25 protein-coding genes and 1 tRNA gene are annotated in these 23,484 nt (G+C 72.8%); 18 read left to right on the forward strand and 8 right to left on the reverse strand.

Features of this window, described 5'->3' with window-relative positions:
• Window positions 1-26 precede the first annotated feature (26 nt).
• The 10 genes from ACFZA0_RS24305 to ACFZA0_RS24350 all read left to right on the forward strand — a co-directional run bounded on the left by ACFZA0_RS24305 (window position 27) and on the right by ACFZA0_RS24350 (window position 7,224).
• Window positions 27-461, forward strand: a complete 435-nt coding sequence (locus ACFZA0_RS24305) for a roadblock/LC7 domain-containing protein (protein WP_391020592.1) — start codon at window positions 27-29, stop codon at window positions 459-461.
• Between the two features lie 2 nt (window positions 462-463).
• Entirely contained in the window at window positions 464-835 is a 372-nt protein-coding gene (locus ACFZA0_RS24310; RefSeq protein WP_391020594.1) for a DUF742 domain-containing protein, read from the forward strand.
• Window positions 813-1,412, forward strand: a complete 600-nt coding sequence (locus tag ACFZA0_RS24315) for an ATP/GTP-binding protein (protein WP_391020596.1) — start codon at window positions 813-815, stop codon at window positions 1,410-1,412. Before ACFZA0_RS24310 ends, ACFZA0_RS24315 begins: the two co-directional genes overlap by 23 nt.
• 61 nt (window positions 1,413-1,473) lie before the next feature.
• The gene (locus ACFZA0_RS24320; RefSeq protein WP_391020598.1) at window positions 1,474-2,052 is read left to right on the forward strand and encodes a GAF domain-containing protein; all 579 of its coding nucleotides are present in this window, start codon (window positions 1,474-1,476) and stop codon (window positions 2,050-2,052) included.
• Between the two features lie 231 nt (window positions 2,053-2,283).
• Window positions 2,284-3,318: an L-threonine 3-dehydrogenase gene (tdh, locus tag ACFZA0_RS24325; RefSeq protein WP_391020600.1), complete on the forward strand. Its 1,035-nt coding sequence runs from the start codon at window positions 2,284-2,286 to the stop codon at window positions 3,316-3,318.
• Window positions 3,319-3,427: 109 nt separating this feature from the next.
• Complete coding sequence (locus ACFZA0_RS24330; protein ID WP_391020602.1) at window positions 3,428-4,621, forward strand: glycine C-acetyltransferase; 1,194 nt, start codon at window positions 3,428-3,430, stop codon at window positions 4,619-4,621.
• A 73-nt stretch (window positions 4,622-4,694) separates the two neighbouring features.
• Entirely contained in the window at window positions 4,695-5,606 is a 912-nt protein-coding gene (locus ACFZA0_RS24335) for a LysR substrate-binding domain-containing protein (protein WP_391020604.1), read from the forward strand.
• Between the two features lie 86 nt (window positions 5,607-5,692).
• Window positions 5,693-6,301, forward strand: a complete 609-nt coding sequence (locus ACFZA0_RS24340; RefSeq protein WP_391020606.1) for a helix-turn-helix domain-containing protein — start codon at window positions 5,693-5,695, stop codon at window positions 6,299-6,301.
• On the forward strand, window positions 6,298-6,834 hold the full coding sequence (locus tag ACFZA0_RS24345; RefSeq protein WP_391020608.1) for a GNAT family N-acetyltransferase: 537 nt from the start codon (window positions 6,298-6,300) through the stop codon (window positions 6,832-6,834). Before ACFZA0_RS24340 ends, ACFZA0_RS24345 begins: the two co-directional genes overlap by 4 nt.
• Window positions 6,835-6,864: 30 nt before the next feature.
• The gene (locus ACFZA0_RS24350; protein WP_391020611.1) at window positions 6,865-7,224 is read left to right on the forward strand and encodes an MmcQ/YjbR family DNA-binding protein; all 360 of its coding nucleotides are present in this window, start codon (window positions 6,865-6,867) and stop codon (window positions 7,222-7,224) included.
• 28 nt (window positions 7,225-7,252) lie between these two features.
• On the opposite strand, the gene ACFZA0_RS24355 is transcribed toward ACFZA0_RS24350, so the two are convergent.
• Window positions 7,253-8,197 (reverse strand): transketolase family protein, encoded by a 945-nt coding sequence (locus ACFZA0_RS24355; protein WP_391020613.1) that lies wholly within the window; start codon window positions 8,195-8,197, stop codon window positions 7,253-7,255.
• Between the two features lie 103 nt (window positions 8,198-8,300).
• Entirely contained in the window at window positions 8,301-9,020 is a 720-nt protein-coding gene (locus tag ACFZA0_RS24360; protein ID WP_391020615.1) for a transketolase, read from the reverse strand.
• Window positions 9,021-9,171: 151 nt separating this feature from the next.
• Between ACFZA0_RS24360 and ACFZA0_RS24365 the strand changes: the two genes are divergently transcribed.
• Window positions 9,172-9,245 (forward strand) — tRNA-Pro (locus ACFZA0_RS24365).
• Window positions 9,246-9,452: 207 nt separating this feature from the next.
• Here ACFZA0_RS24365 and ACFZA0_RS24370 read toward each other — a convergent pair.
• From ACFZA0_RS24370 to ACFZA0_RS24380, 3 genes are all read right to left on the reverse strand, one after another.
• The gene (locus ACFZA0_RS24370; protein ID WP_391020617.1) at window positions 9,453-9,989 is read right to left on the reverse strand and encodes a DUF4916 domain-containing protein; all 537 of its coding nucleotides are present in this window, start codon (window positions 9,987-9,989) and stop codon (window positions 9,453-9,455) included.
• A 164-nt stretch (window positions 9,990-10,153) separates the two neighbouring features.
• A complete protein-coding gene (locus ACFZA0_RS24375) occupies window positions 10,154-10,963 on the reverse strand; it encodes an SAM-dependent methyltransferase (protein ID WP_391020619.1) in 810 nt (269 codons plus the stop codon).
• Between the two features lie 211 nt (window positions 10,964-11,174).
• On the reverse strand, window positions 11,175-11,618 hold the full coding sequence (locus tag ACFZA0_RS24380) for a MarR family transcriptional regulator (protein ID WP_391020621.1): 444 nt from the start codon (window positions 11,616-11,618) through the stop codon (window positions 11,175-11,177).
• 135 nt (window positions 11,619-11,753) lie between these two features.
• Here ACFZA0_RS24380 and ACFZA0_RS24385 point away from each other — a divergent pair, with 135 nt between their 5' ends.
• Both ACFZA0_RS24385 and ACFZA0_RS24390 read left to right on the forward strand, forming a co-directional pair.
• Entirely contained in the window at window positions 11,754-12,308 is a 555-nt protein-coding gene (locus ACFZA0_RS24385) for a cupin domain-containing protein (RefSeq protein ID WP_391020843.1), read from the forward strand.
• Window positions 12,309-12,719: 411 nt separating this feature from the next.
• On the forward strand, window positions 12,720-13,604 hold the full coding sequence (locus ACFZA0_RS24390) for an alpha/beta hydrolase fold domain-containing protein (protein ID WP_391020623.1): 885 nt from the start codon (window positions 12,720-12,722) through the stop codon (window positions 13,602-13,604).
• Between the two features lie 189 nt (window positions 13,605-13,793).
• On the opposite strand, the gene ACFZA0_RS24395 is transcribed toward ACFZA0_RS24390, so the two are convergent.
• The gene (locus tag ACFZA0_RS24395) at window positions 13,794-14,201 is read right to left on the reverse strand and encodes a DUF3140 domain-containing protein (protein WP_391020625.1); all 408 of its coding nucleotides are present in this window, start codon (window positions 14,199-14,201) and stop codon (window positions 13,794-13,796) included.
• A gap of 481 nt (window positions 14,202-14,682) precedes the next feature.
• On the opposite strand from ACFZA0_RS24395, the gene ACFZA0_RS24400 reads away from it, so the two are divergent.
• The 3 genes from ACFZA0_RS24400 to ACFZA0_RS24410 all read left to right on the forward strand — a co-directional run bounded on the left by ACFZA0_RS24400 (window position 14,683) and on the right by ACFZA0_RS24410 (window position 18,362).
• Entirely contained in the window at window positions 14,683-15,870 is a 1,188-nt protein-coding gene (locus tag ACFZA0_RS24400) for an acetyl-CoA C-acyltransferase (RefSeq protein WP_391020627.1), read from the forward strand.
• Window positions 15,871-15,944: 74 nt separating this feature from the next.
• Window positions 15,945-17,459 carry an AMP-binding protein gene (locus ACFZA0_RS24405; protein WP_391020629.1) on the forward strand — a complete coding sequence of 505 codons (1,515 nt, stop codon included), beginning with the start codon at window positions 15,945-15,947 and terminating at the stop codon, window positions 17,457-17,459.
• Between the two features lie 129 nt (window positions 17,460-17,588).
• Complete coding sequence (locus ACFZA0_RS24410) at window positions 17,589-18,362, forward strand: TSUP family transporter (protein WP_391020631.1); 774 nt, start codon at window positions 17,589-17,591, stop codon at window positions 18,360-18,362.
• A gap of 48 nt (window positions 18,363-18,410) precedes the next feature.
• Here the strand turns inward: ACFZA0_RS24410 and ACFZA0_RS24415 are convergent, their stop codons facing one another.
• The gene (locus tag ACFZA0_RS24415; RefSeq protein ID WP_391020633.1) at window positions 18,411-18,869 is read right to left on the reverse strand and encodes a hypothetical protein; all 459 of its coding nucleotides are present in this window, start codon (window positions 18,867-18,869) and stop codon (window positions 18,411-18,413) included.
• 176 nt (window positions 18,870-19,045) lie between these two features.
• On the opposite strand from ACFZA0_RS24415, the gene ACFZA0_RS24420 reads away from it, so the two are divergent.
• Together ACFZA0_RS24420 and ACFZA0_RS24425 are read left to right on the forward strand one after the other, a co-directional pair.
• Window positions 19,046-19,855 (forward strand): cobalt-precorrin-6A reductase, encoded by an 810-nt coding sequence (locus tag ACFZA0_RS24420; protein ID WP_391020634.1) that lies wholly within the window; start codon window positions 19,046-19,048, stop codon window positions 19,853-19,855.
• A gap of 489 nt (window positions 19,856-20,344) precedes the next feature.
• Window positions 20,345-20,737, forward strand: coding sequence for a DUF6083 domain-containing protein (locus tag ACFZA0_RS24425; protein ID WP_391020636.1), 393 nt, complete (start codon window positions 20,345-20,347; stop codon window positions 20,735-20,737).
• A gap of 597 nt (window positions 20,738-21,334) precedes the next feature.
• Here the strand turns inward: ACFZA0_RS24425 and ACFZA0_RS24430 are convergent.
• Entirely contained in the window at window positions 21,335-23,419 is a 2,085-nt protein-coding gene (locus ACFZA0_RS24430) for a DHA2 family efflux MFS transporter permease subunit (RefSeq protein WP_391020638.1), read from the reverse strand.
• Window positions 23,420-23,484: the final 65 nt, after the last annotated feature.

Here is a 23,484-nt window from a genome sequence, read left to right on the forward strand (position 1 = left end):
TTCGTACCCCAAGGAGTCGATCGACCATGGCGAGCGACGCGCCGACCGGCCGTGCATCCGACCTCGACTGGCTGCTCAGCGGCCTGGTGCAGCGCGTGCCCCACACCAGCAGCGCGGTGCTCCTGTCCTGCGACGGCCTGGTCAAGTCCGTCCACGGGCTTGACGCCGACAGCGCCGACCACATGGCGGCCCTGGCCTCCGGCCTCTACTCCCTGGGCCGCAGCGCCGGCATCCGCTTCGGCGACGGCGGCGACGTACGGCAGGTCGTCGTCGAACTGGACTCGACGCTGCTGTTCGTCACCACCGCCGGATCCGGCACCTGTCTCGCCGTGCTCGCCGAGCGCGAGGCGGACGCGGCGGTGCTCGGCTACGAAATGGCCATGCTGGTCAAGAGCGTTCGCCCCTACCTGGTGACCGCGCCCCGGCAGCAGGCCGTCGAACCCTCGGCGACGAGGCATTGAGCGTGGCGACGGCCGGCGACGGGCCGTGGCTCGACGACGCGGCCGGCCGCCTGGTCCGTCCGTACACCGTGAGCAACGGCCGGACCCGTCCGAGCACCGCGCTCGACCTCATGTCGCAGGTGATGGCGACCGGACGCGCACCGCGCGGCTACCTGGGTCCGGAGCACGCGCAGGCACTCGCCCTGTGCCGCGGCCCCCTCCCGGTGGCCGAGATCGCCGCCCATCTCCGGCTGCCGGCGGCGGTCACCAAGGTGCTGCTGTCGGACCTCGTCGACTGCGGGGCGCTGACCGCGAGGCCCCCCGCCCGCTACCACAACCCCACTGACCGGTCTCTGCTGGAGGCAGTGCTCGATGGATTACGACGACAGCTGTGACCCCTTCCCCACCGCCCTGAAGATCCTGGTGGCGGGCGGGTTCGGGGTGGGCAAGACGACCTTCGTGGGCGCGGTGAGCGAGATCGCGCCGCTGAGCACGGAGGAACTGCTCACCACGGTCAGCGCCGGCACGGACAGTCTCGACGGCATCGAGAACAAGGTCGAGACCACCGTGGCCATGGACTTCGGCCGCATCACCCTCGACCCGGAACACGTGCTCTACCTCTTCGGCACGCCCGGCCAGGAACGGTTCTGGTTCATGTGGGACGAGCTGTCCGAGGGCGCGCTCGGCGCCGTCATCCTCGCCGACACGCGCCGCCTGGAGGACTGCTTCGCCGCCGTCGACTTCTTCGAGCAGCGCGGCCTCGGATTCATCATCGCCGTCAACGAGTTCGACGGCGCCCACCGCTACGCGCCCGACGAGGTCCGCGCCGCGATCGACCTGCCGCCGGAGATCCCCGTCGTGCGGTGCGACGCGCGGATCTCCAGCTCCAGCGTGCAGACCCTGCTGACCCTCGTCCGCCACCTCATCGCCCACGCCCCGGCTCCCGCACCCAGCCACGGTGTGTCCCGGTGAGCCGCGAGCCCCGGCCCGCGGGCCCGCCCGCGAGGTCCGCCCCCGGCGAGGGAGCCCGCCCATGAGCTACGACCCGCCGCGTCCGGTCGGCCGTCTGCTGCTCACGCCCGACGACAAGGACGCGCCCGAACGCACCCTGCGGCTGCGCCGGATGGGGCTCGGCGAGCGGCCCGACCCCGACCTCGACGCGTTCGCCGACCGCCTCGCCGATCTCATCGGCGCGCCCTACGCGATGGTCAACTTCATCGACGTGGCAGGACAGTTCTTCGCCGGGCTGCATGCCCCGCCCCGTGCGCGCCACTCCTCCGAACGGCCGGTGCCCCGGCCCGAGTTCGGCCGCGCGATGGCCCGCGACCACGGCTTCTGCCCCCATGTGGTCGTCCGCCGGCGGGCGTTGGCGCTGGAGGACGTGCGCGACTTCCCGCGCTTCGCGGGCAACCCGGTCGTCGACGAGTTCGGCATCCGCTGCTACCTCGGTGCGCCCCTGATCGACAGTACGGGGATGACGCTCGGCACGGTGTGCGTCGCGGACGTGCGCCCGCGGCCCTGGGGCCCGGAGGACCTGGACACCATCAAGGCCGCCGCCGCCGACCTCTCCGTGCGCCTGGAGCGGCGGCACGCCGACGGGTTCGCGCTGTAGGGGGCCGGACCGCGGTCGGGGCGCCGCACGGGGACGCCCCGTGCCGGTGCCGCACGGGCGCTCCCCGGCACGACCGTTCCGGGCGTGTGAAGCAGAGCTGCTGCGCCGCTTAAGAAAACCTCGATGGACCCGGCGGCCCGGGTAGGGCAGATTGCTCCTGATCCCACCCCTGTCCCGGTCCGGGCGATTTCGTCATGCCCAGGACCCGGACCGCACGTACAGGAGCCGTCGTTGAAGGCGCTGGTCAAGCAGCACGCCGAGCCCGGACTCGACCTCGTCGACGTCCCGGAGCCCGAGGTCGGTCCCGGTGACGTCCTGATCAAGGTGCTGAGGACCGGCATCTGCGGCACCGACCTGCACATCCGTGCCTGGGACGGGTGGGCGCGGCAGGCCGTCCGGACCCCGCTCGTGGTCGGCCACGAGTTCGCCGGCGAGGTCGTGGCCACCGGCCGGGACGTCACCGAGATCTCCGTCGGCGACCGGGTCAGCGGCGAGGGGCACCTGGTGTGCGGCAAGTGCCGCAACTGCCTGGCCGGCCGCCGGCACCTGTGCCGTTCCACGGTCGGCCTCGGCGTCGGCCGCGATGGCGCGTTCGCCGAGTACGTGGCGCTGCCCGCCGGCAACGTGTGGGTGCACCGCGTGCCCGTCGACCTCGACGTCGCCGCGATCTTCGACCCGTTCGGCAACGCCGTGCACACCGCCCTGTCCTTCCCGCTCGTCGGCGAGGACGTGCTGATCACGGGCGCGGGCCCGATCGGCCTGATGGCGGCGGCGGTCGCCCGGCACGCCGGTGCGCGGCACGTCATGATCACCGACGTCAGCGAGGAACGCCTCGAACTGGCCCGGAAGATCGGCGTGAGCCTCGCGCTCGACGTGTCCGCGGCCACGATCGCCGACGGCCAGCGCTCCCTGGGCCTGCGCGAGGGCTTCGACGTCGGTCTGGAGATGTCCGGCCGGCCGGAGGCGATGCGGGACATGCTCGCCAACATGACGCACGGCGGCCGGATCGCGATGCTCGGCCTGCCCGCCGAGGAGTTCGCCGTCGACTGGTCCCGGATCGTCACCTCGATGATCACGGTCAAGGGCATCTACGGCCGGGAGATGTTCGAGACCTGGTACGCGATGTCGGTCCTGCTCGAAGGCGGCCTCGACCTCGCCCCCGTCATCACGGGACGGTACGACCACCGCGACCACGAGGCGGCGTTCGCGGACGCGGCCAGTGGCCGCAGCGGCAAGATCGTCCTCGACTGGACGGCCGCGGCCTGACGGCCCACGCCGCCGTCCGACGGATCCCGACCCCCGACGGATCCCGACCCCAGGGGTCGTTCCGTCTCCCCGACTTCTTTTCTGCGCGAGCCATTTCGAGGAGCCCCTCATGTTCGACTCCGTGCGCGACGACATCCGCGCCACCCTCGACGAGATCCGGGCCGCCGGACTGCACAAGCCCGAGCGCGTCATCGGCACACCGCAGTCCGCGACCGTGCGCGTCAGCTCGGGGGGCCGGCCCGGCGAGGTCCTCAACTTCTGCGCCAACAACTACCTCGGCCTCGCCGACCACCCCGACGTGGTCGCCGCCGCCCACGAGGCACTGGACCGCTGGGGCTACGGCATGGCGTCCGTGCGGTTCATCTGCGGAACGCAGGAGGTGCACAAGGAACTGGAGGCCCGGCTCTCGGCGTTCCTCGGCCAGGAGGACACGATCCTCTACTCGTCCTGCTTCGACGCCAACGGCGGCGTCTTCGAGACCCTTCTGGGCGAGCAGGACGCGGTGATATCCGACGCCCTCAACCATGCCTCCATCATCGACGGCATCCGCCTCTCCAAGGCCCGCCGCCTGCGCTACGCCAACCGCGACCTGGCCGAGCTGGAGGCCCGGCTCAAGGAGTCCCAGGACGCGCGCCGCCGACTGATCGTCACCGACGGCGTGTTCTCCATGGACGGCTACGTGGCGCCCCTGGCCGAGATCTGCGACCTCGCCGACCGCTACGACGCGATGGTGATGGTCGACGACTCGCACGCCGTGGGCTTCGTCGGCCCGAACGGCCGCGGCACTCCCGAGCTGCACGGCGTCATGGACCGCGTCGACATCCTCACCGGCACCCTGGGCAAGGCGCTCGGCGGCGCCTCCGGCGGTTACGTCGCGGCCCGCGCCGAGATCGTCGCACTGCTGCGCCAGCGCTCGCGCCCGTACCTGTTCTCGAACACCCTGGCACCGGTGATCGCCGCCGCGTCCCTGAAGGTCCTCGACCTGCTGGAGTCGGCGGGGGAGCTGCGCGGGCGGCTGACCGCGAACACCGAGCTGTTCCGCCGCCGGATGACCGAGGAGGGCTTCGACGTCCTGCCCGGCGACCATGCGATCGCCCCGGTGATGATCGGCGACGCGGCGGTGGCCGGCCGCATGGCGGAACTGCTCCTGGAGCGGGGCGTGTACGTGACGGGCTTCTCGTACCCGGTGGTGCCGCAGGGCAAGGCGCGCATCCGCGTGCAGCTCTCGGCGGCGCACTCCACCGAGGACGTGCACCGCGCCGTGGACGCCTTCGTGGCGGCGCGGGCGGCACTGGCGGCCTGAGCGGCGCCCCCACCGGTGGCTCCGGGGCCGACCGGCGTCGGAGCCGCCCCGCCGAGCTGAGAGAATCGGGCACGTGATCGAAGCACGGCGGCTCCACATTCTCCGGGCGGTCGCCGACCACCGTACGGTGACGGCGGCCGCGGCGGCGCTGTACCTCACGCCGTCCGCGGTCTCCCAGCAGCTCGCCGCGCTGGAGCAGGAGACCGGCCACCGGCTCGTCGAACGCGGCGCCAGGGGCGTCCGGCTCACCGCGGCCGGTGAGATCCTGCTCGCGCACACGAACGCCGTCCTCGCCCAGCTGGAGCGGGCCGAGGCCGAACTCGCCGCCTACGGTTCCGGCGCGGCGGGCACGGTCACCGTCGCCTCCTTCGCGACCGGCATCGGCCAGGTCGTCGCCCCCGCCCTGGCCGCGCTCGCGCGGACCTCGCCGGGCATCCGGGTCCGGGTGCGGGACGCCGAGGGCGACGCCAGCCTGCTCATGGTCCTCGACCGGCAGGTCGACGTCGCGGTCGCCGTCGAGTACCGGGGCGCCCCGCCCGCCGACGACCCCCGGCTGACCCATGTCCCGCTGTACGCCGAGCCGTTCGACGCCGTCGTGCCGCTCACGCATCGGCTCGCCGACGCCCCCGAGGTGCCGCTCGCCGAGCTGGCGAAGGACCCGTGGATCGGTCCGTACCCCGGCAACCCCTGTCACGACGTGGTCGTCCTGGCCTGCGAGAGCGCCGGTTTCCAGCCCGCCCTGGCGCACTCGTCGGACGACTTCCGCGCGGTCGTGGCCCTCGCCTCGGCCGACGCGGGGGTGGCCCTCGTGCCCCGTTCGGCGCTGCGCGGCATGGACCTCACGGGTGTCGTGGTCCGCCCCGTGGACGGCACCGCGCCCACCCGCCGCGTCTTCGCCGCCGTGCGCAGGGGAGCCGAGGAGCACCCGCTGATCCGTCCGGTCCTGGACGCGCTGGGAGAGGCGGCGGTCGAACAGGCGCGGTGACGGGCACGCGGTGCGGTCCGCGGTCGTGCCACGGTGAGCCGGGTGGGGCTTCCCTGCTGTCCCGCATTCGGGATACTGTCCCGGATATGAGAAGCCGGTCGGACGCGCCCCCGCCCCCTCCCGAGGCCTCGCCGGCCCCGGACCCCGTCGACGTCAGGCTGGCCGCGCGACTGGCCGAGCTGAGGGCCGAACAGGGCTGGTCCCTGGGCGAGTTGGCCGACCGCAGCGGTGTGAGCAGGTCCACGCTGTCGCGTGCCGAGCGCGCCGAGACCAGTCCGACCGCGTCCGTCCTCAACCGGCTGTGCCACGTCTACGGGCGGACGATGTCCAGGCTGCTCGGCGAGATCGAGACGGAACCGGCGCTCCTGGTCCGTGCCGCCGAGCAGACCCGCTGGGAGGACCGGAGGACCGGCTACGTACGGCGGTCCGTCTCGCCGCCGCACCCCGGCCTGCGCGGCGAACTCGTCGAGTGCCGCCTCGTCGCGGGCGCCGACGTCGCGTACGACCGCCCTTCCGTGCCGGGCCTCGAACAGCACCTCTGGGTGCTGGACGGCACCCTCGACCTGACCGCCGCGGACGTCGAACACCGCCTCACCGCCGGGGACTGCCTGCGGTGGCGGGTGTGGGGGCCGGTCCGGTTCCGCTGCCCGGGGCCGGACGACGTGCGGTACGTCCTGGCGGTGGTCCTGCCGTGAAAGTGACGCGCGAGGGCGGCGCCGCGGTGCGCTCCCTGGTTCCGGACCTGTCCCGACTGCTCGTCGCCACGGTCGGCGCGGGCGCCTCCGTGGGCTTTCTCGCGCCACTCACCGACGAGGACGCCACCGCGTGGTGGCGGGAACGGGCCGAGCTCGCCGCGGCCGGTCGCCTCGCCGTGTGGACGGCGCGGGACGGCGACCGGATCCTCGGCACCATCGGCCTGGTCCCGGCCGACAAGGCGAACAGCCGCCACCGCGCCGAGATCGTCAAGCTGATGGTCCACCCGGACGCGCGCGGCCGGGGCGTCGGACGCCTCCTGCTGTCGACCGCCGAACGGGACGCCGCCCGCGACGGCGTCACGCTGCTGCACCTGGACACCGAGACGGACAGCCCCGCCGAGCGCCTCTACCGCTCCTGCGGCTGGACCCGGGCCGGGGTCGTGCCCGACTACGCGGCGAACACCGACGGCGAACTGCGGCCCACGACGATCTACTACAAGCGGCTGCCCCCGCCCGGCGGCGACGGCGCCTGAGTGTCAGTGCCGTTGGCTACGGTGCGTTCCATGCCCGACGCCGAAGACGTACGCCGCCTCGCCCTCGCCCTGCCGGACACGACCGAGAAGACGGCCTGGAACATGCCCACGTTCCGGGTCGCGGGAAAGATGTTCGCGACCCTCCCCGAGGAGGAGACCTCGATCGCGGTGCGCTGCCCCAAGGAGGAGCGCGACGAACTCGTCCTCGCGGAGCCGGACAAGTTCTGGGTCGCGCACCACGAGGCCGGTTTCGCATGGATTCGCGTGCGCCTGAAGGCACTTGAGGACGACGGCGAACTGGACGACATCCTCGCCGACTCCTGGCGCCAGGCCGCACCGACCCGCCTCTGCGACGAACACCCGTACCTGGGAAGGCCGTTGACGGACTGACCCGAACCGGCGGCGGGGCGTGGGCGGTTCAGCCGGCGGCCGCTGCCGGTACGGGTGCCGCGGTCTCCGTTCCGCCGTTCCCGAGGAAGCCGTCGAGGCGCCGCCGCAGCGTTGCCGCGTCCAGGCCGTGGGCAATCGCGTGTTCCTGCGGGGTGCCGTAGCGGCGCAGTTCGCGCCGGCCGACGCCGAGCCCCAGTACGCGGTGCGGGAGGTCGTTGAGCGCGTCGTTCGCGGCGGCAGTCGAGGTCCCGGCGAGGTACGGCTCCACGAGGACGACGTCCGTCCCCGCGGTCCGGGTGGCGGCGCGCAGCGCCCCGGCGTCGAACGGGCGCACGGTGGTCGCGTACAGGACGGTCACGTCGAGTCCCCGGGTCGCGTCGAGCACCGGGTCGAGGGTCGGCCCGACGGCGACCACGGTCCCGCGACGCCCCTCGCGGACGGTGCGGAAACCGGCCCCGTCGACCGGGCGCCCCTCGCGGTTCGCCTGCGTCGACAGCCGCACGTACACCTTGTCGTCCCCGGCGCGGACGGCGTGCCGCAGCAGGGTCTCCGCCTCGTCGGGGTGACCCGGCACGTGCACGGTCCAGCCGTCGAGCGTGTCCAGCAGCGCGACGTCACCGGGGGCCATGTGCGTGTGGCCGCCGGCCGCCACGTCGTAGGAGGCCCCGGCGCTGACCAGGACGGCACCCGTGCCCTGGTGGCCGAGGTCCAGCTTGACCTGCTCGAAGGGCCGCTCCACGAGGAAGCTGGCGAAGGTGTGCACGACCGGCCGCAGCCCGGCCAGGGCCAGGCCCCCGCCCACCCCCACCAGGAGCTGTTCGCGGATGCCGACGTCGACGACCCGGTCCGGATGCCGGCGCGCGGCCTCGGCGAAACCGTCGGACCCGATGACGGCGAGGACGACGGCGACCCGGGGGTCCTCGTCGAGGAGCCGAGATACGACGGGGGCGAAACGGTCACGCATCGTGTCCATGGGAGGAGCCTGCTTTCTGGTTCGTGACGGTGAGGAGGTTGGCAACGGATGTGACGGGTGCGGCGGGGCGGGACCGGTGGCGTCGGCGCGCCGCCCGCGGGGCTCAGGAGTCCTGGGACTCCACGCGGGCCACGACCACGTGCGGCCGGCCCGGGTGCGCCGCGGTGAACGCCCCGTACAGCGCGTCGTGGTCACGGCCGTCGACGGTCGCCGTGGACCATCCGGCCGTGGCGAACCGCGCGGCGACACCGCCGGGCGGTGCGTACCGGGAGGACGCGTTGTCGACGACGACCGTGTGCAGCGTGTCGAGGCCGGTGGCGCCGGCGAAGTCGATCGCCTCGTGGTTGCTGCCCTCGTCCAGTTCCGCGTCGCCCGTCAGCACCCACACGCGCGGCCCGGTGAGCCCTCGCGCGCGCAGCCCCAGCGCGGTGCCGACGCCGAGCGGCAGCCCGTGCCCGAGGGAACCGCTGCCGATCTCGACGCCCGGCAGCAGCGTGCGGTCCGGGTGATGCCCGAGCGGCGAGTCGAACGTGCCGAAGCCGGGCAGCAGGCCGAGGGGCAGGAACCCCTTCGCGGCGAGCACCGCGTAGTACGCCGTGGGACCGTGCCCCTTGGACAGCAGGAACCGGTCCCGCGCGGGGTCGTCGACCAGTTCGGGGCCGACCCGCAGGACGCGGTCGTACAGGACCCAGAGGACGTCCAGGGTGGAGGTGGAGGCCGGACCGTGCTTCTCGTCGCCGGTCATCAGGCTCATGAGCGCGGGCAGGTCCGCGTACGTCCGGGCGTGGGTGTCGTCGGCCGTCGGGCTCTCGGTGGTGGTCATGCCTCCGAGTCTGAAACCTCAAGTCCGCTTGAGGTCAAGGCCCCGTCGCCGACGGCGCCGCCCACGACAAAGCCGTGCGCGACCACGGACCCGAGTGCGGTATGGTTGCTCTGCGCGTTCGGCCAGGGGAAACCCCAGGTCAGACGGGCACCGGGACGTGGCGCAGCTTGGTAGCGCACTTGACTGGGGGTCAAGGGGTCGCAGGTTCAAATCCTGTCGTCCCGACTCGCGAGAGTCGATTTCAGGCCGGTTTCGGAGTGATCCGAAACCGGCCTTTCGTTGTTGTCCGCGCTTGCCCGTCCCGGTCCGCGTCCTGCCCGCCGTGTCGTCCGGTGCCGACCGGCACGCCGACGGCACGCGTCGTATGTCCCTCGGGCGGCACCCGCCGGCCCGGCTGCGGCGCGGGGCGCCGCGGCCTCTTCGGCGGGTCGGTCAGACCAGGTGGCCCACGTGGGCCAGGGCCTGCTTCAGCAGGACGCCGTGGCCGCCCGGCATCTCGTTCTGGAGGGCCTGCGAGGCGGCCTCCTGGGGGCTGAACCAGACCAGGTCCAGGGCGTCCTGGCGCGGCCGGCAGTCGCCGGTCACCGGGACCACGTACGCCAGCGACACCGCGTGCTGACGGGGGTCGTGGTACGGCGTGATGCCCTGCGTCGGGAAGTACTCGGCGACGGTGAACGGCTGGAGCGAGGCCGGGACCCGCGGCAGTGCCACCGGGCCCAGGTCCTTCTCCAGGTGTCGCAGCAGCGCGTCGCGCACCCGCTCGTGGTGCAGCACCCGGCCGGAGACGAGGGTGCGGCTGACCGTGCCCTCCGGCCCCATGCGCAGCAGCAGGCCGATGCTGGTGACGTCACCGCTGTCGTCCACGCGTACCGGCACCGCCTCGACGTAGAGGATCGGCATGCGCGAGCGGGCCGAGTCGAGTTCGTCGGCGGACAGCCAACCGGGCGTGGTCTCCGTCATGTCAGACATTGCTTGATCATACTTTCAGTGATTCCGCTCCGGGTGAGCCGCTCCGGGCCAACTGTGACCGCCCTCGCCCCGCCGGGCAACCGCCGCGGGAGGGCCGTCGTGTCGTCGTGCGCGGGCGCGGCCCGTCCCGGTGTCGGCCGGCGGGTGGGGGCGCTGGAAGGGCTTCAGGGTTTCACGGCGACCGCGCCGTACTGGGGGACCGCCGGTGCGCCGTCCCCGGCGTGCCACCGGGAGCAGGGCACGAGGCCGGGGGCGAGCAGGTCCAGGCCGTCGAGAAAGGACGCGATCTCGGCGTGCGAGCGGGCGGTGATCGGCGGAGTGGCGTTCTCGTTCCAGAAGCGCATCGCCTCGACATTGCCCTCCCCGCCGACCTCGGCGTCGAACGTCGGATGCGTCAGTACGAGGTAACTGCCGGGCGGGACGGCGGCCATGACCCGTCGCGCGATGTCACGGGCCTCGGTGGTGTCCCGCACGAAGTTGAGGATGCCGAGCATCATCACCGCGACGGGCCGCTTCATGTCCAGGGTCTCCGCCGCCCGCGCGACGATCGCGTCCGGGTCGTGCACGTCGGCGTCGACGTAGGCGGTGACACCCTCGGGGGCGCTCGTCAGCAGCGACCGCGCGTGCAGGAGCACGACGGGGTCGTTGTCGACGTAGACGATCCGGGCGTCGGGGGCGATCGTCTGTGCGGTGTCGTGGGTGTTGTCGGCCGTGGGCAGGCCCGTGCCGATGTCCAGGAACTGCCGGACGCCGAGTTCCTCGGTGAGCAGCCGTACCGCCCGCTTCAGGAAGTCGCGGTCGGCGCGGGCCACTTCACGGATCACCGGGAACATGTCGGCGATGTGCTCGCCCACACGCTGGTCGATCTCGTAGTGGTCCTTGCCGCCGATCCAGTAGTTCCACACGCGCGCGTTGTGCGCAACGGCTGTGTTGAGCCGGGGAGTTCCGCCGGCCGGGGGGTGGCTCTCGGTCACGTCCGCTCCTCACGCACCCCAGCGGTGCCGCTCCAGAACCGCACGGCCGCCCGGTGGCGGCACGGTCGTTCCGCCATTGTGCCGTCCGGTGATCCACCTGTCCGGAGATCGCGCGGACCGGCTCCGGACGGGGGTGGGGGCCGGGCGGGAGCGGTGTGTCGCCGGGAGGTGGGGGACGCCGGGGGAGTGGACGGGTGTTCGGGCGCAGGGGTCAGGGCGCCTCGACCAGGGGCGGTTCGCCGCGCGGCAGGAGCAGCGCGTGGCGCAGCGCCCGAGCCGGGCCCGTGCCGATGCGGTCGGCGAGCACGTCCTCGACGACGGCGAGCGTGGCCTGCGCGCGGGCGTGCACCCGGTGCCCCTCCGCGGTCATCCGGACGAGCCGGCTGCGGGCCGAGGAGGGGTCGGCGATCTGTTCGAGCAGGCCCATGGATACCAGGCCGTGCACCGCCTGGTGGACGGTCTGCCGGGTCACGCCCAGTCGGCGCGCGACCTCCGAGACCGTGGTGCCGCCGTCGTCGAGACTGGCGAAGATCTGGCCCTGCGCGCTGGTCACCGGCTGTTCGCCGGCCGCCCGCATGCTCGCGGTGAGCGCGTCGTCGAACCAGCGCTTGGCGTCGGCCAGCAGCATCGGCATGTTGTGCGTGGGTTCGGCCATGGCTCCTCGTTTTCCCGGTCCACGAGCATACGGGCCGTTCGCGGTGCACAAGGGATTGCCTTCCGGGTGATGTCAGGTAGCCTGACATTAATGCCGGGTGCTCCCCGGCGCGCGACCGAACCGGAGGCCGGCCACATGACCATGGAGTTCGCCCGACGCACTCGTTCACTCATTCCCGCCGAACCCGGCAAGCCGTACTTCATCGAGAAGGGCATGGGCGACCGCGCCCATCTCTTCGGCGATCTGTTCACCGTCTACGCGGGCGGTCCGCAGACCGAGAACACCTTCAACTTCTTCACCTGCGAGGGCCCCCGGGGCGACATCATCCCGGCCCACTCGCACTCCGACACCTACGAGGTCTTCTTCGTCACCGACGGCGCGGTGCGCCTGTTCGTCGAGGACCTCGACGGCGAGCAGCACGAAAAGCTGCTCACCGAGGGCGACTTCGGCCTCGTCCCCAAGAACTGCCCGCACTCCTACCGCATCGAGCGCCACCACAGCCGCATCGTCGGCGTGGCCGCCGGGCCCGGCGGCACCTTCGAGCGCTTCTTCGAGAACCTCGGCACCCCCACCGACGAACAGGGCCTGCCGCAGCGCCCGTTCGTGCCCGAACCGCACAAGTTCGGTACCGTGCCGCAGAATTACGACGTCACGTTCCTGCCCGACCACCAGTGGCGCACCGGCGGCTGACCGCCGCGGGCGCGGGCGGGACCGCACGACACCGCACGGGAAGCCTCCCTCGGCACGACCGGGCCGACCGGACTCGTCGGCGCGCCCGCCCCCTTCATCACCGGCCCCTTCGCGCGGCGGCGAGCGCCGACCGCGGCCCGCGAGCTGCCCGCAGGGTCCCCGCACGCCTTCCGGTCCGGCGACGCGGTCGCCCGTCGCCGGCCGTCGTCGTCCGCCCGTGGCCTCGCCCGCGAGGTCGACGCGGCCGTCGTCGTCCGCCCCGGTCGCCGTCGCCCGCCCCGCCGCCGGGTCGGTGCGCCGCCCGGCAGCGGGCCCGTGCCCCGGTGTCCCGGAGCGGCAGTTTCGACCACCACCGCCGACGCGCGGCGCCCGCCGCCGCGCCCGGCCCCCGACCCCTCCGGAGGTTCCGCCGTGCCCCAGCCGTCCGCCGCCCTCGCCCCGTTCCTCGCGCTGCCCGACCTCGCCACGCTGCCTCTGCCGCCCGCTGCCCAACCGGCCGACGGGGTAAGGCTGTTGCGCGGGGTTCCCTGCTGCTTCCGGGACGGCAGCCGCCCCCTCGAACTGGACCTCTGGCTGCCCGAGGGACGTCCGGCCGGACCGCTTCCGGTGATCGTCTTCGTGCACGGCGGCGCCTGGCGCAAGGGGATGCGCGACGACCTTGGTCCGCGGTTCCGCGCCTGGCGGCCCGGACCCTTCGCCCGGTTGGCACGCGCGGGCTTCGCCGTGGCCTGCCCGGACTACCGGCTCAGCGGCGAGGCGCCCTTCCCCGCGCAGGAGGACGACCTCACGGAGGCGCTGCGCTGGCTGGACGGACGCGGTGACGAACTCGGCCTGGACATGCGGCGATTGGTCACCTGGGGCGAGTCGGCGGGTGCTCATCTCGCAGCCCTGCTCGCGCTCTCCACGGGGCCGCAGGCGTCGGGGTGCGTGGTCTGGTACGGGCCCACGGACCTCACCGCGGCCCCGGCGGGCACCCCCGAGGCGACCCTGCTCGGCGGGCCCGCCGCCGAGCGGCCCGAACTCGCCCGCGCGGCAAGCCCCGTGGCGCGGGTCACCGCGGGAGCCCCGCCGTTCCTCGTCCTGCACGGCACGGACGACTCGCTGATCCCGCCCGCGCAGGGCGAGGCGCTCGTCGCCGCACTGCAACAGGCGGGCGCGGAGGCCGAGTTCGTCCCCGTGCCCGGTGCCGACCACCTCTGGGTGGGGCCGGACGACTCGGTGGTGGAGGACTGCTTCGCACGCTCACTGGCCTTCGCGCTGGACGTCACCGGAGTGGAAGGGGACGACGGCCTGTAGGTCCCGTTCGCCCGGCGTCGCCCCTTCTCCGGCCGCGCGGGCCGCCGGGGCTGCTCGGTGACGATGGCGGACGTGCGCGTCCGGCGGGGCGTGTCCGTCACGCGGTGGCAGGGGTGCCGCCGGGCGGGGTGTGTCCGTCACGCGGTGGCGGAGGTGCAGCCGGAGGGGCGTGCCGGGGAGGCGTGTCCGTCACGCGGTGGCGGAGGCGCCTGCCGTGCCGGACGCCCGGTGCGGGTCGTGTCCGAGCGCCATGAGGTCCTGCCGCCGGGCGTCCGCCTCGGCCTCCGTGCCGGGCGCCGCCCGTGAGGTGATCTCCTCCACGGTGTCCACGACGCGGTACATCACCCGGGCGTCGTCGTCCGTGAGGTCCATGCGGCGCTTCTGGAGGATGGAGAGGATCTGCTCGCCCGTCTCCGTCTCCGCCCCTGTCCGCGCCCCGGCCCCGGCATCCGCCCCCGGCGCCGCCTCGCCCTCCGCCGGCCCGTGGCCGGCGCGCTCCTCGCGGACCTGGAGCCAGGCGGCCAGCTCCGGCGAGGTCATGTTCACCAGGCGGTGAAACTCCTCCCAGAGGGCGTCGAGCTCGAAGGCGTCCGTCATGGTGCTGCCGTCCTTCCCTGCGTACGGTCACGCCGTGCGTACGGTCAACCGGTGTCTGCCGGTGACCGATGCCGCGCGCGCCGCCCGTGCGGGCCTGTCGGCCCCTGGTCGCTTCCTTCGGTGCCGCTTCTCTGCTGCTGGTCCTGGTTCCGGTCCTGGTCCCGGTCCTGGTTCCGTTCCCGTCCTGCGGGCGCGGGTGCCCGTCGTGAAACTCGCGCAAACTCCGCCGACCGTGTCTCCAGCGTGTTCCATCGCTGCCGTCGCGGCCTCCCGGGCGAGGCCGTCCGGCGCCGCCCGCCCCTCCGGACGCCCTCCGTCCTCCGGCCCGGTGCCGCGAGGCGCCCCGTTCGGCTGCCGTGGTGCGGCCGTGGCACGTGGTCCTTCCCAGGAGACGGGACGGGGCCTATAGTCAAAAACTAGCAGTGCTAATTAATGGGCCGTGGGGCAACGCAGCCACCACACCACCGGTCAGGAGTCCTCCGTGCGTCCCGTTCACTTCGCGGCCGCCCGCCGCACCCCCATCGGCAGGCTCCGCGGGGCCCTGTCCACCGTCCGCCCGGACGATCTCGCCGCCGCCGTGATCCGTGGACTGGTCGCCGGGGTGCCCGCCCTCGACCCCGCCCGCATCGACGACGTCTACTGGGGCGCCGCCAATCAGGCGGGCGAGGACAACCGCAACGTCGCCCGCATGGCCGCGCTGCTCGCCGGGCTCCCCGAGACCGTGCCGGGCGCGACCGTCAACCGGCTGTGCGCCTCCGGCATGGAGGCCGTCACCGCGGCCGCCCGGACCGTCGCCGCCGGAGAGGCCGACATCGTGCTCGCGGGCGGATCCGAGTCGATGAGCCGCGCCCCGTTCGTCCTGGCCCGGCCCGACGAGGCGCTGCCGCACCGCATGGAGACGGTCGACACCCGGCTCGGCTGGCGACTGGTGAACCCCGCGATGAAGGACCTGCACGGACTGCTCGCCATGGGCGAGACCGCCGAGGAGGTCGCCGAACGCCACGGCATTTCCCGTGAGCGCCAGGACGAGTTCGCGCTGCGCAGCCACCAACTGGCGGCCAAGGCGCGGCAGAACGGCCACTTCGACGACGAACTCCTCGCTGTGGAGCGCCCCGACGGCGTCGTCGTCGACCGCGACGAGGGAATCCGTGAGGACACCTCCTACGAGAAGCTCTCCCGTCTCAAGCCGGCCTTCCGGCAGGGCGGTTCCGTCACCGCGGGCAACGCCTCACCGATGAACGACGGCGCCGCGGGCCTGCTCCTCGTCAGCGAGGACGCCCTGAACGAACTCGGCCTGGAGTCCCTGGGCCGCTACGTCGCGGGCGCCTCGGCGGGCGTCCACCCGGACGTCATGGGCATCGGCCCGGTACCGGCCACCCGCAAGGCCCTGGCGCGCGTCGGCTGGAGCGTCGACGACGTGCAGGAGGCGGAATTCAACGAGGCGTTCGCCGCCCAGGCTCTCGCGTGCGTGGATCAACTCGGCTTCGACCCGGGCCTGGTGAACCCGAGCGGCGGCGCCATCGCCCTCGGCCACCCGCTCGGCTGCTCCGGCGCCCGCATCCTCACCACCCTGCTGCACCGGATGCGCCGCACCCGGGCCACCCGGGGTCTCGCGACCATGTGCGTCGGCGTGGGACAGGGCAGCGCCGTACTCGTCGAGCGGTCCTGAGCCCCGGAACATCCGCACCCCACCACCGCAAGCCACACCTCCCCGAGCCGCAGCAAGAAACGGAGCGTCCCTCCATGGCAAGCCTCTCCCTCGCAGCCGTCCTGGCCGAGAACGCCCGGCGTCGTCCGGACAAGACAGCCCTCGTCGAGGGTGAATTGCGCCTGACCTTCGCCGAGATGTGGCAGCGCGCCCTCGACCGGGCCGGCGCGCTCGCGGGTCTCGGCGTGCGTCCGGGGGACCGGGTGGCCCTGATGGCGCCCAACACCGCGGAGTTCCCGCAGGCCTACTACGCCGCCCTCGCCGCCGGGGCCGTCGTCGTCCCCGTGCACCTCCTCCTCACCGGCACGGAGATCGAGCACGTCCTGCGCGACAGCGGCAGCACCCTCCTGCTCTGTCACCCCGCGCAGGCCGAGCAGGCCACCGCCGCCGCGCGGGCGGTGGGCATCCAAGTGGTCACCCTGGGCGCGGAGTTCGACGCGCTCGCGGCGGCCGCCGAGGCACCCCGGTCCTACGTCGGGCGCGACGCCGACGACCCGGCCGTCATCTTCTACACGAGCGGCACCACCGGTACCCCGAAGGGCGCCGTGCTCAGCCACTTCAACCTCGTGATGAACGCGACCGTCAACGCCTTCGACGCCAACGACCTGCACACCGACGACATCGCGCTCGGCGCCCTCCCGCTGTTCCACGCCTTCGGGCAGACCGTCTCCCTCAACTCCGTCTGGCGGGCCGGGGCGACACTCGTGCTGCTGCCGCGCTTCGACGCGGCGCGGGCGATCGAGCTGATGGTGCGGGAGAACGTCAACACGTTCCACGGGGTGCCGACGATGTACGTCGCCCTCGCCGCCGCTGCGGCCGACGCGGACGCGCTGCCCGAACTGCGCGTGTGCGTCTCGGGCGGCGCCTCCCTGCCCGTCGCCGTGCTGGAACGCTTCGAGAAGGCGTTCGGCGCGCCCGTCTACGAGGGGTACGGGCTCTCCGAGACCTCGCCCACCGCGACCGTCAACCAGCCGTGGTTCGGGACGAAGGCGGGCACCATCGGCCACCCGCTGTGGGGTGTCGAGGTGGAGATCGCGCGCGCCGAGACCGAGGAGCGCGTCGAGTTGCTGCCCACGGGGGAGTTGGGCGAGGTCGTCGTCCGCGGCCACAACGTGTTCTCCGGCTACCTCGGCCGCCCCGAAGCGACCGCCGAGGCCATGGTGGACGGCTGGTTCCGCACGGGCGACCTCGGCACCAAGGACGACGACGGTTTCCTGCGCATCGTGGACCGCAAGAAGGACGTCATCATCCGCGGCGGCTTCAACGTCTACCCCCGCGAGGTCGAGGAGGTCCTCGTACGCCACCCCGCCGTCGCGCAGGTCGCCGTGATCGGTCTGCCCGACGAACTGCACGGCGAGGAGGTGTGCGCGGTGATCGTCCCCGCGCCGGGCGCCGAGCGGGACGGGGCGGCCATAACGGAGTGGTCCAAGGAACTCCTGGGACGGCACAAGTACCCGCGGCGCGTCGAGTTCGCCGCCGAACTCCCCCTCGGCCCCAGCATGAAGGTGCTCAAGCGGGAGCTGCGCACCCGGTACGCGCAGGCGGGCTGAGCACGGACGCGAGCGAACACGGCCCGGACGGAAGCGAGTTGAGTCGTGGCGTTCGGGCCGCTGCCGCCCGCGTCGGACCGGGGGCCCGCTTACCCGGCACGGTTGCCCGCGCATAACATCGGTCACGGCATGAACACGATGACGCTCTGGCACATGTCCGGCTGGGGGTTCGCCGCACTCGCCGGCGCCGCCCTGCTCGTCGGCTTCTCCAAGACCGCAGTGAGCGGCGCCAACACGGTCAGCCTCGCGATCTTCGCGGCGGTACTGCCCGCCCGCGCGTCGACCGGCGTGCTGCTCCCGATCCTGATCGTCGGCGACGTCCTGGCGGTCCTCACCTACCGGCGGCACGCCCACTGGCCCACTCTGTGGCGGCTCTTCCCGGCCGTCGCGGCGGGGGTGGTGATCGGCACCCTGTTCCTGGTGTGGGCCGACGACGGCGTGGTCCGCACGTCCATCGGCGCGATCCTGCTGCTGATGGCGGGAGTGACGGTCTGGCGGCGGCGCACCGCCGGCACGTCGGACGGCCCGGACACCGTCAGCACCCGCGCGGGTCGGCTCAAGGCCCGGTCCTACGGTGTCACCGGCGGTTTCACCACCATGGTCGCCAACGCCGGGGGACCGGTGATGTCGATGTATCTCCTGTCGGCGGGCTTCCGGAAGCTGGGCTTCCTCGGTACCTCCGCCTTCTTCTTCCTGATCGTCAACATCTCGAAGGTCCCGTTCAGCGTGGGGCTCGGGCTGATCGACGGACGGTCGCTGCTGCTCGACGCCGCACTCGCGATCTTCGTCGTGCCCGGCGCGTTCATCGGCAAATGGGCTGTGAACCGGATCAACCAGCGACTCTTCGAACAACTCGTGATCGCGGCAACGATCGTGGGCGCCCTGGAACTGCTGCTCCGCTGAGCCGCCTCGACACACCCACGCCCACACGCCCGACACGCACGCGCCACGTCAGGCCGCCGCGGCCGCTGACGTCCGCGAGAGCCCCAGCACCCGACGCAACCAGCCGCGCAGATGCGGGCAGAGCGGGCCGCACGACGGGAAGTCGAGCGACGACTCCCCGGACATCGCCGCGAAGAAGCCCCGCCCCGCCGCCGACTGCTGCGTGGTGCTCCAGCGCAGACCGGGATGCCGGCCCAGCACCGACTGGAGCAGTTCCCGCCCCCGCCCCTCGCCCTGCCATCCGTCCCGTATCCAGACGTCGAGTATCCGCCCGGTACGGCAGTCCGCGCAGACCCGGTAATGCAGCAGCCCCACCACGCTTCCCCGCACGTCGAACAGGCGCAGCTCGCCCACCGCTCCCGCCCTGGCGGGAGGTCCCGCGCACCCCGCCTTCCCGCCCGCCCCGCGCGGCTCGTTCGTCCACGCGAGCCGGTGGCGGCGGGAGCCGTCGTCCCACGACCAAGCCATGCCAGACCGTCCGTTCCGCGCCGCGGCTCGGCGCACGATCCCCCGAACTATGGGCCATGCGGCCGTGGTTGGGGAGGCACCGGGAAGGGATTCGTCCGAGAGCGGACACCGCGGGGCCACCGCCCGACCGTCCCCGCCCTCCCCCCTCCGCCCGCCCACCTCGTACGCTCGACACCATGTCCCCGCACGTCCTGGTCCTCGGCGGCACCACCGAGTCGCGCACGCTGGCCGCCGACCTCTCCGCCCGCCCCGGTTTCCGGGTGACGACGTCCCTCGCCGGCCGGGTGGCCCGCCCCGGCGCCCTGCCCGGGGAAGTCCGCACCGGGGGCTTCGGTGGCGCGGAGGGACTCGCCGCCTGGATCCGGGACCGACAGGTGGACGCGGTCGTCGACGCCACCCACCCCTTCGCCGCCACGATCACGGCCAACGCGGCCCGCGCGGCCGACAGCACGGGCGTACCGGCGGTGGTACTGCGCCGCCCCGGCTGGCAGCCCGGCCCCGGCGACCGCTGGCACACCGTCGACTCGCTCGCCGAGGCAGCCGCCCTGCTGCCGAGCCTGGGCCGCGTCGTGTTCCTGACGACCGGCCGCCTCGGACTGGCGTCCTTCGCCCACGTGACGGACGTCCGCTTCGTCGTACGCTCCGTCGAACAGCCCGATCCTCCGCTGCCCCCGCTCACGGACGTCGTCCTGGCACGCGGCCCGTTCACCGTGTCCGACGAGGCCCAACTCCTGCGCAGGCACCGCGTCGACGTACTGGTGACCAAGGACAGCGGCGCGGCGGCGACAGCCGCCAAACTGACGGCGGCCAGGGAGGCGGGGCTACCGGTGGTGCTCGTCCGGCGCCCGCCGCTGCCGCCGGGTGTGCGGACGGTGCCGGACGTCGCGGGGGTCCTGGCGTGGCTGGGACTCGGCGCGGCGGGCGCGGGGGGTTTGGCAGGCGCGGGGGGTTTGGCTGGGGGAGGCGTCGGCACCGGGGGCGAGTGACCGGTAGGTGCGGCCGGCCTCCGGCCCGAGAGCGGTGATCAGCTTCGAGACGGGTGCTCCGCTTCGAGAGCACTGCTCACGGTGGTGACTGGCGCGCTGGTTCGAGAGCAGTGCTCTCGCATGAGAGCGCTGCACCTCTGCACGAGCGGCGCTCTCTCTGCGGACAGGTGCTCTCGTAGGAGATCAGTGCTCTCACGCGAGATCGATGCTCTCGTTCGTGATCGGCGCTCTCGCGCGATGGATGCCGACTGCCCGCCGGACCGATCGGCACCTACCCGCGCGCCGGGCGCCTCGGGAGGTGGTACGGGGACGGTTTTCGCGCGCGGCACTGAGGCGGATGACGGGTCGAGGTGGGTGTGGGGCGCACTCAGCCAGGCCGAAACGCGGGCTACTGAAAGGCCGTCAACTCCGTTCACACTCGGAGACATGGCGGACTTATCCGGTCGTGACCTTTCTGTATGTGATCGTTGCGGCAAGGCGGGTTCGAGCGTGGCCGAGCGCGGGCGAATCGCCTTCATGGTCCGCCTCTGCGACGGCTGCTGGAACGCGTACGCCAACGAGATGGCCGAGGCGGACGGGGCCACGGCTGCGCCGAGGCCCGAGTTCGACCCCGAGGACGTGTCCTGGGTCGAGCCGCCCACGTGTCCCGAATGCGGTGCGTCGGTTCGCATCTACCGGACGAACTACGGCCGTTGGGTAAGTCTCGCGATGGTGGAGCTTCCCGCGAAGGACGTCCCCGAGCCCTATCGCTGGCGTCTGACGCAGCTCCCGGAGCGGTCCCGCGTACCGACCGACATCGTGGCCGTACGGATTCGCGGGGTCGATCCGTCGCCCAGCGAGCCGGTGGTGCCGGCCCACCGCATGCTGTGTGTCGTCGACTGAGGCGGACGGCACCACCGCCCACGGACCGGGGCACCGGCTTGCCCCGCCCTCGGCAGGACCGCTGCCGGCCGTCGGGCCACCGCCGTTGGGCTGGCCGTGGTCCGGCAACCGGCACCGTGCCTGTTGTTGTGTGGCTTCCGGGCTTGCGGTTTCGGTGGGTTGGGCCACGGTTGTCGGGCCTGTCGCGGGCTCGGCTGTTGTCGGACTTTGGTCGCCGTCCGGCAACCGTCGTTGGGTCGGCCGTCGTTCGGCAGTCGCCGTCCTGCCGCTGACATCGGGCCTGTTGTCGTGGCGCTTCTGGGCTCGCGGTTTTCGGTGGGCGGGCCATCGTCGTCGGGCCTGTCGCGGCTGGGCCGTTGTCGGGCCTGCCGTCGTCCGGCCTACGGCTGGCCGCATTCGGCCGTCCGGCAACTGCCGCCGAGCCGACCGGAGTTCGGTCACCTGCGCCGGCCTGTCGCGGTCCGGCTGCCGCCCGGCCCGTCGCCGTCCGGGCTCCGGGCTCGGGGTCCGGTCCTGCGGCCTGCGACGGTCCCGCCGTCGCGGGGCCGTCGCGGGGGTTCCGGCCAGTGGCCCGCCGTTGTCGCTCCGTTCCCGAGGCTAGGCGTTGCCGCGGTCCGTGGCCGTTGCCCGTTCCAGGGTTCGGTCCGGGAGGCCGTTGTTCATGTCCTCGACCAGGAGGCGCTTCGCGATTGCGTCGACGGCGGTGCGGAGTTGCTGGTCGGAGGGGTGGCCGACGTCCGCCTGGACGCGTTCCTCCAGCCAGTTCCCCCACGCGCGGCTGATCACCCGGGCCTCACGTTCGCCCGCCTGCGTGTGGGAGAGGATCGAACCGTGGCGGGTCATGTAGCCCTCGTCGACCATGCGCTCGAACACGGGCAGCAGGACCTCCGGCGGCACCCTGCGACGGGCCGCGATCATGCGGAGGTTGGCGTGACCCACGAGGCGGGTGAGGAGTTCGACCTGCATGACGGCCCAGGCGCCGGCCACGTCGAGCCGTGTGTCGGACTCCTCGACGAGACGTCGGGCGGTGGCCACGTCCGTGCCCCCGATGATCCGCGCGACGGAGGTCTCCAGCAGTCGCTGCGAGTCGGCGCCGTGCGGTGAGGCGAACCCCTCGCCCATGTCGGACGTACCGACGCGCGCGCTGTCCCGCAACTGCACCTGCTTCAGGAACAGGGCCACGACGAAACCGATGGCGGCGACCGGGACGGTCCACAGGAAGACGGTCGAGATGGTGTCCGCGTAGGCATGGATGATTGGCGCGGCCACCGGCGCGGGCAGTCGGTGCAACCCCTCGGGGCTGGACGCGGCCCTGGTGATGGCGGCGGGCGACAGGACGCTGACGCGGTCGGCGGCGGCGATGCCGGCGGCCAGGTTGGGGGTGAGGGAGTTGGCGTAGATGGTGCCGAAGACGGCGGTGCCGAACGAACTGCCGAGCGTACGGAAGAAGGTGACACCGGAGGTCGCCGTGCCGAGGTCCGTGTACTCGACGGTGTTCTGCACGGCGATGGTCAGGACCTGCATGCTCAGACCGATCCCGGCGCCGAGCACGAACATGTACAGCGACTCCAGCCAGTTGCCGCTGTCCGGGCCCATCAGGGACATCAGCCACAGGCCCACGCCCATGACCACGGAGCCGACGATCGGGAAGAACCGGTACTTGCCCGTCTTGCTGACCACGTTGCCGCTGAAGACCGATGCGATGAGCAGTCCGATCACCATGGGCAGGGTGCGCACGCCGGAGATGGTGGCCGAGTTGCCGTCGACGTACTGGAGGTAGGTCGGGAGGTAGGTGAGGGCGCCGAGCATGGCGAAGCCCACGATGAAGCTGAGGATCGAGCAGACCGCGAAGACGGGGTTGCGGAACAGCCGCATGGGGAGCATCGGTTGCGCGGCCCGTGTCTCCACCCAGCAGAACAGGCCGAGCGCGATCACCCCGCCGATGAACAGGCCGATGATGACGCCGGAGCCCCAGGCGTACTGGTTGCCGCCCCAACTCGTCCCGAGGATGAGGGCGCTCGCGCCGATCGCGACGAGGGCGATGCCGAGGTAGTCGATGACGGGCCGCACCGCCGACTTGACCACCGGGATGGTGCGGGCGGCGGCGATGACGACGACGATCGCGATGGGGACGTTGATGTAGAACGCCCAGCGCCAGGTCAGGTGGTCGGTGAACAGGCCGCCGAGGAGCGGTCCGACGACGGTGGCCACACCGAACACCGCGCCGATGGCGCCCTGGTACTTGCCGCGTTCGCGCAGCGGGATCACGTCGGCGATCAGCGCCATCGCCGTCACCATCAGCCCGCCCGCGCCGACGCCCTGCATCGCCCGCCACAGGATCAGCAGCGTCATGTTGGAGGCGAGGCCGCAGAGGAAGGAGCCGGTGATGAACACGATCGCGGAGACCTGGAAGACGACCTTGCGGCCGAAGAGGTCGCCGAACTTGCCGACGAGGACGGTCGCGACCGTCTCCGCCAGCAGGTAGGCGGTCACCACCCAGGACATGTGCGCGGCGCCGCCCAGGTCCGAGACGATCGTCGGCAGCGCGGTGCCCACGATGGTCTGGTCGAGGGCCGCGAGCAGCATCCCGAGCACGATGGTGGCGAAGACGATGTTCCGCCGGCGCGGGTCGAGCACGGGCGGCTGCGCGGCGGCCGGCAGGGTTCCCTCGGCAACTGTCACGTGGCCACCCTCACACCGGCCCGTCGCCGCCGCACGTGGGAACGGTCCGGGCGGGTTCGCGGCGG

The sequence above is a fragment of the Streptomyces sp. NPDC008150 genome (genome assembly GCF_042956945.1).
Lineage (GTDB): Bacteria > Actinomycetota > Actinomycetes > Streptomycetales > Streptomycetaceae > Streptomyces.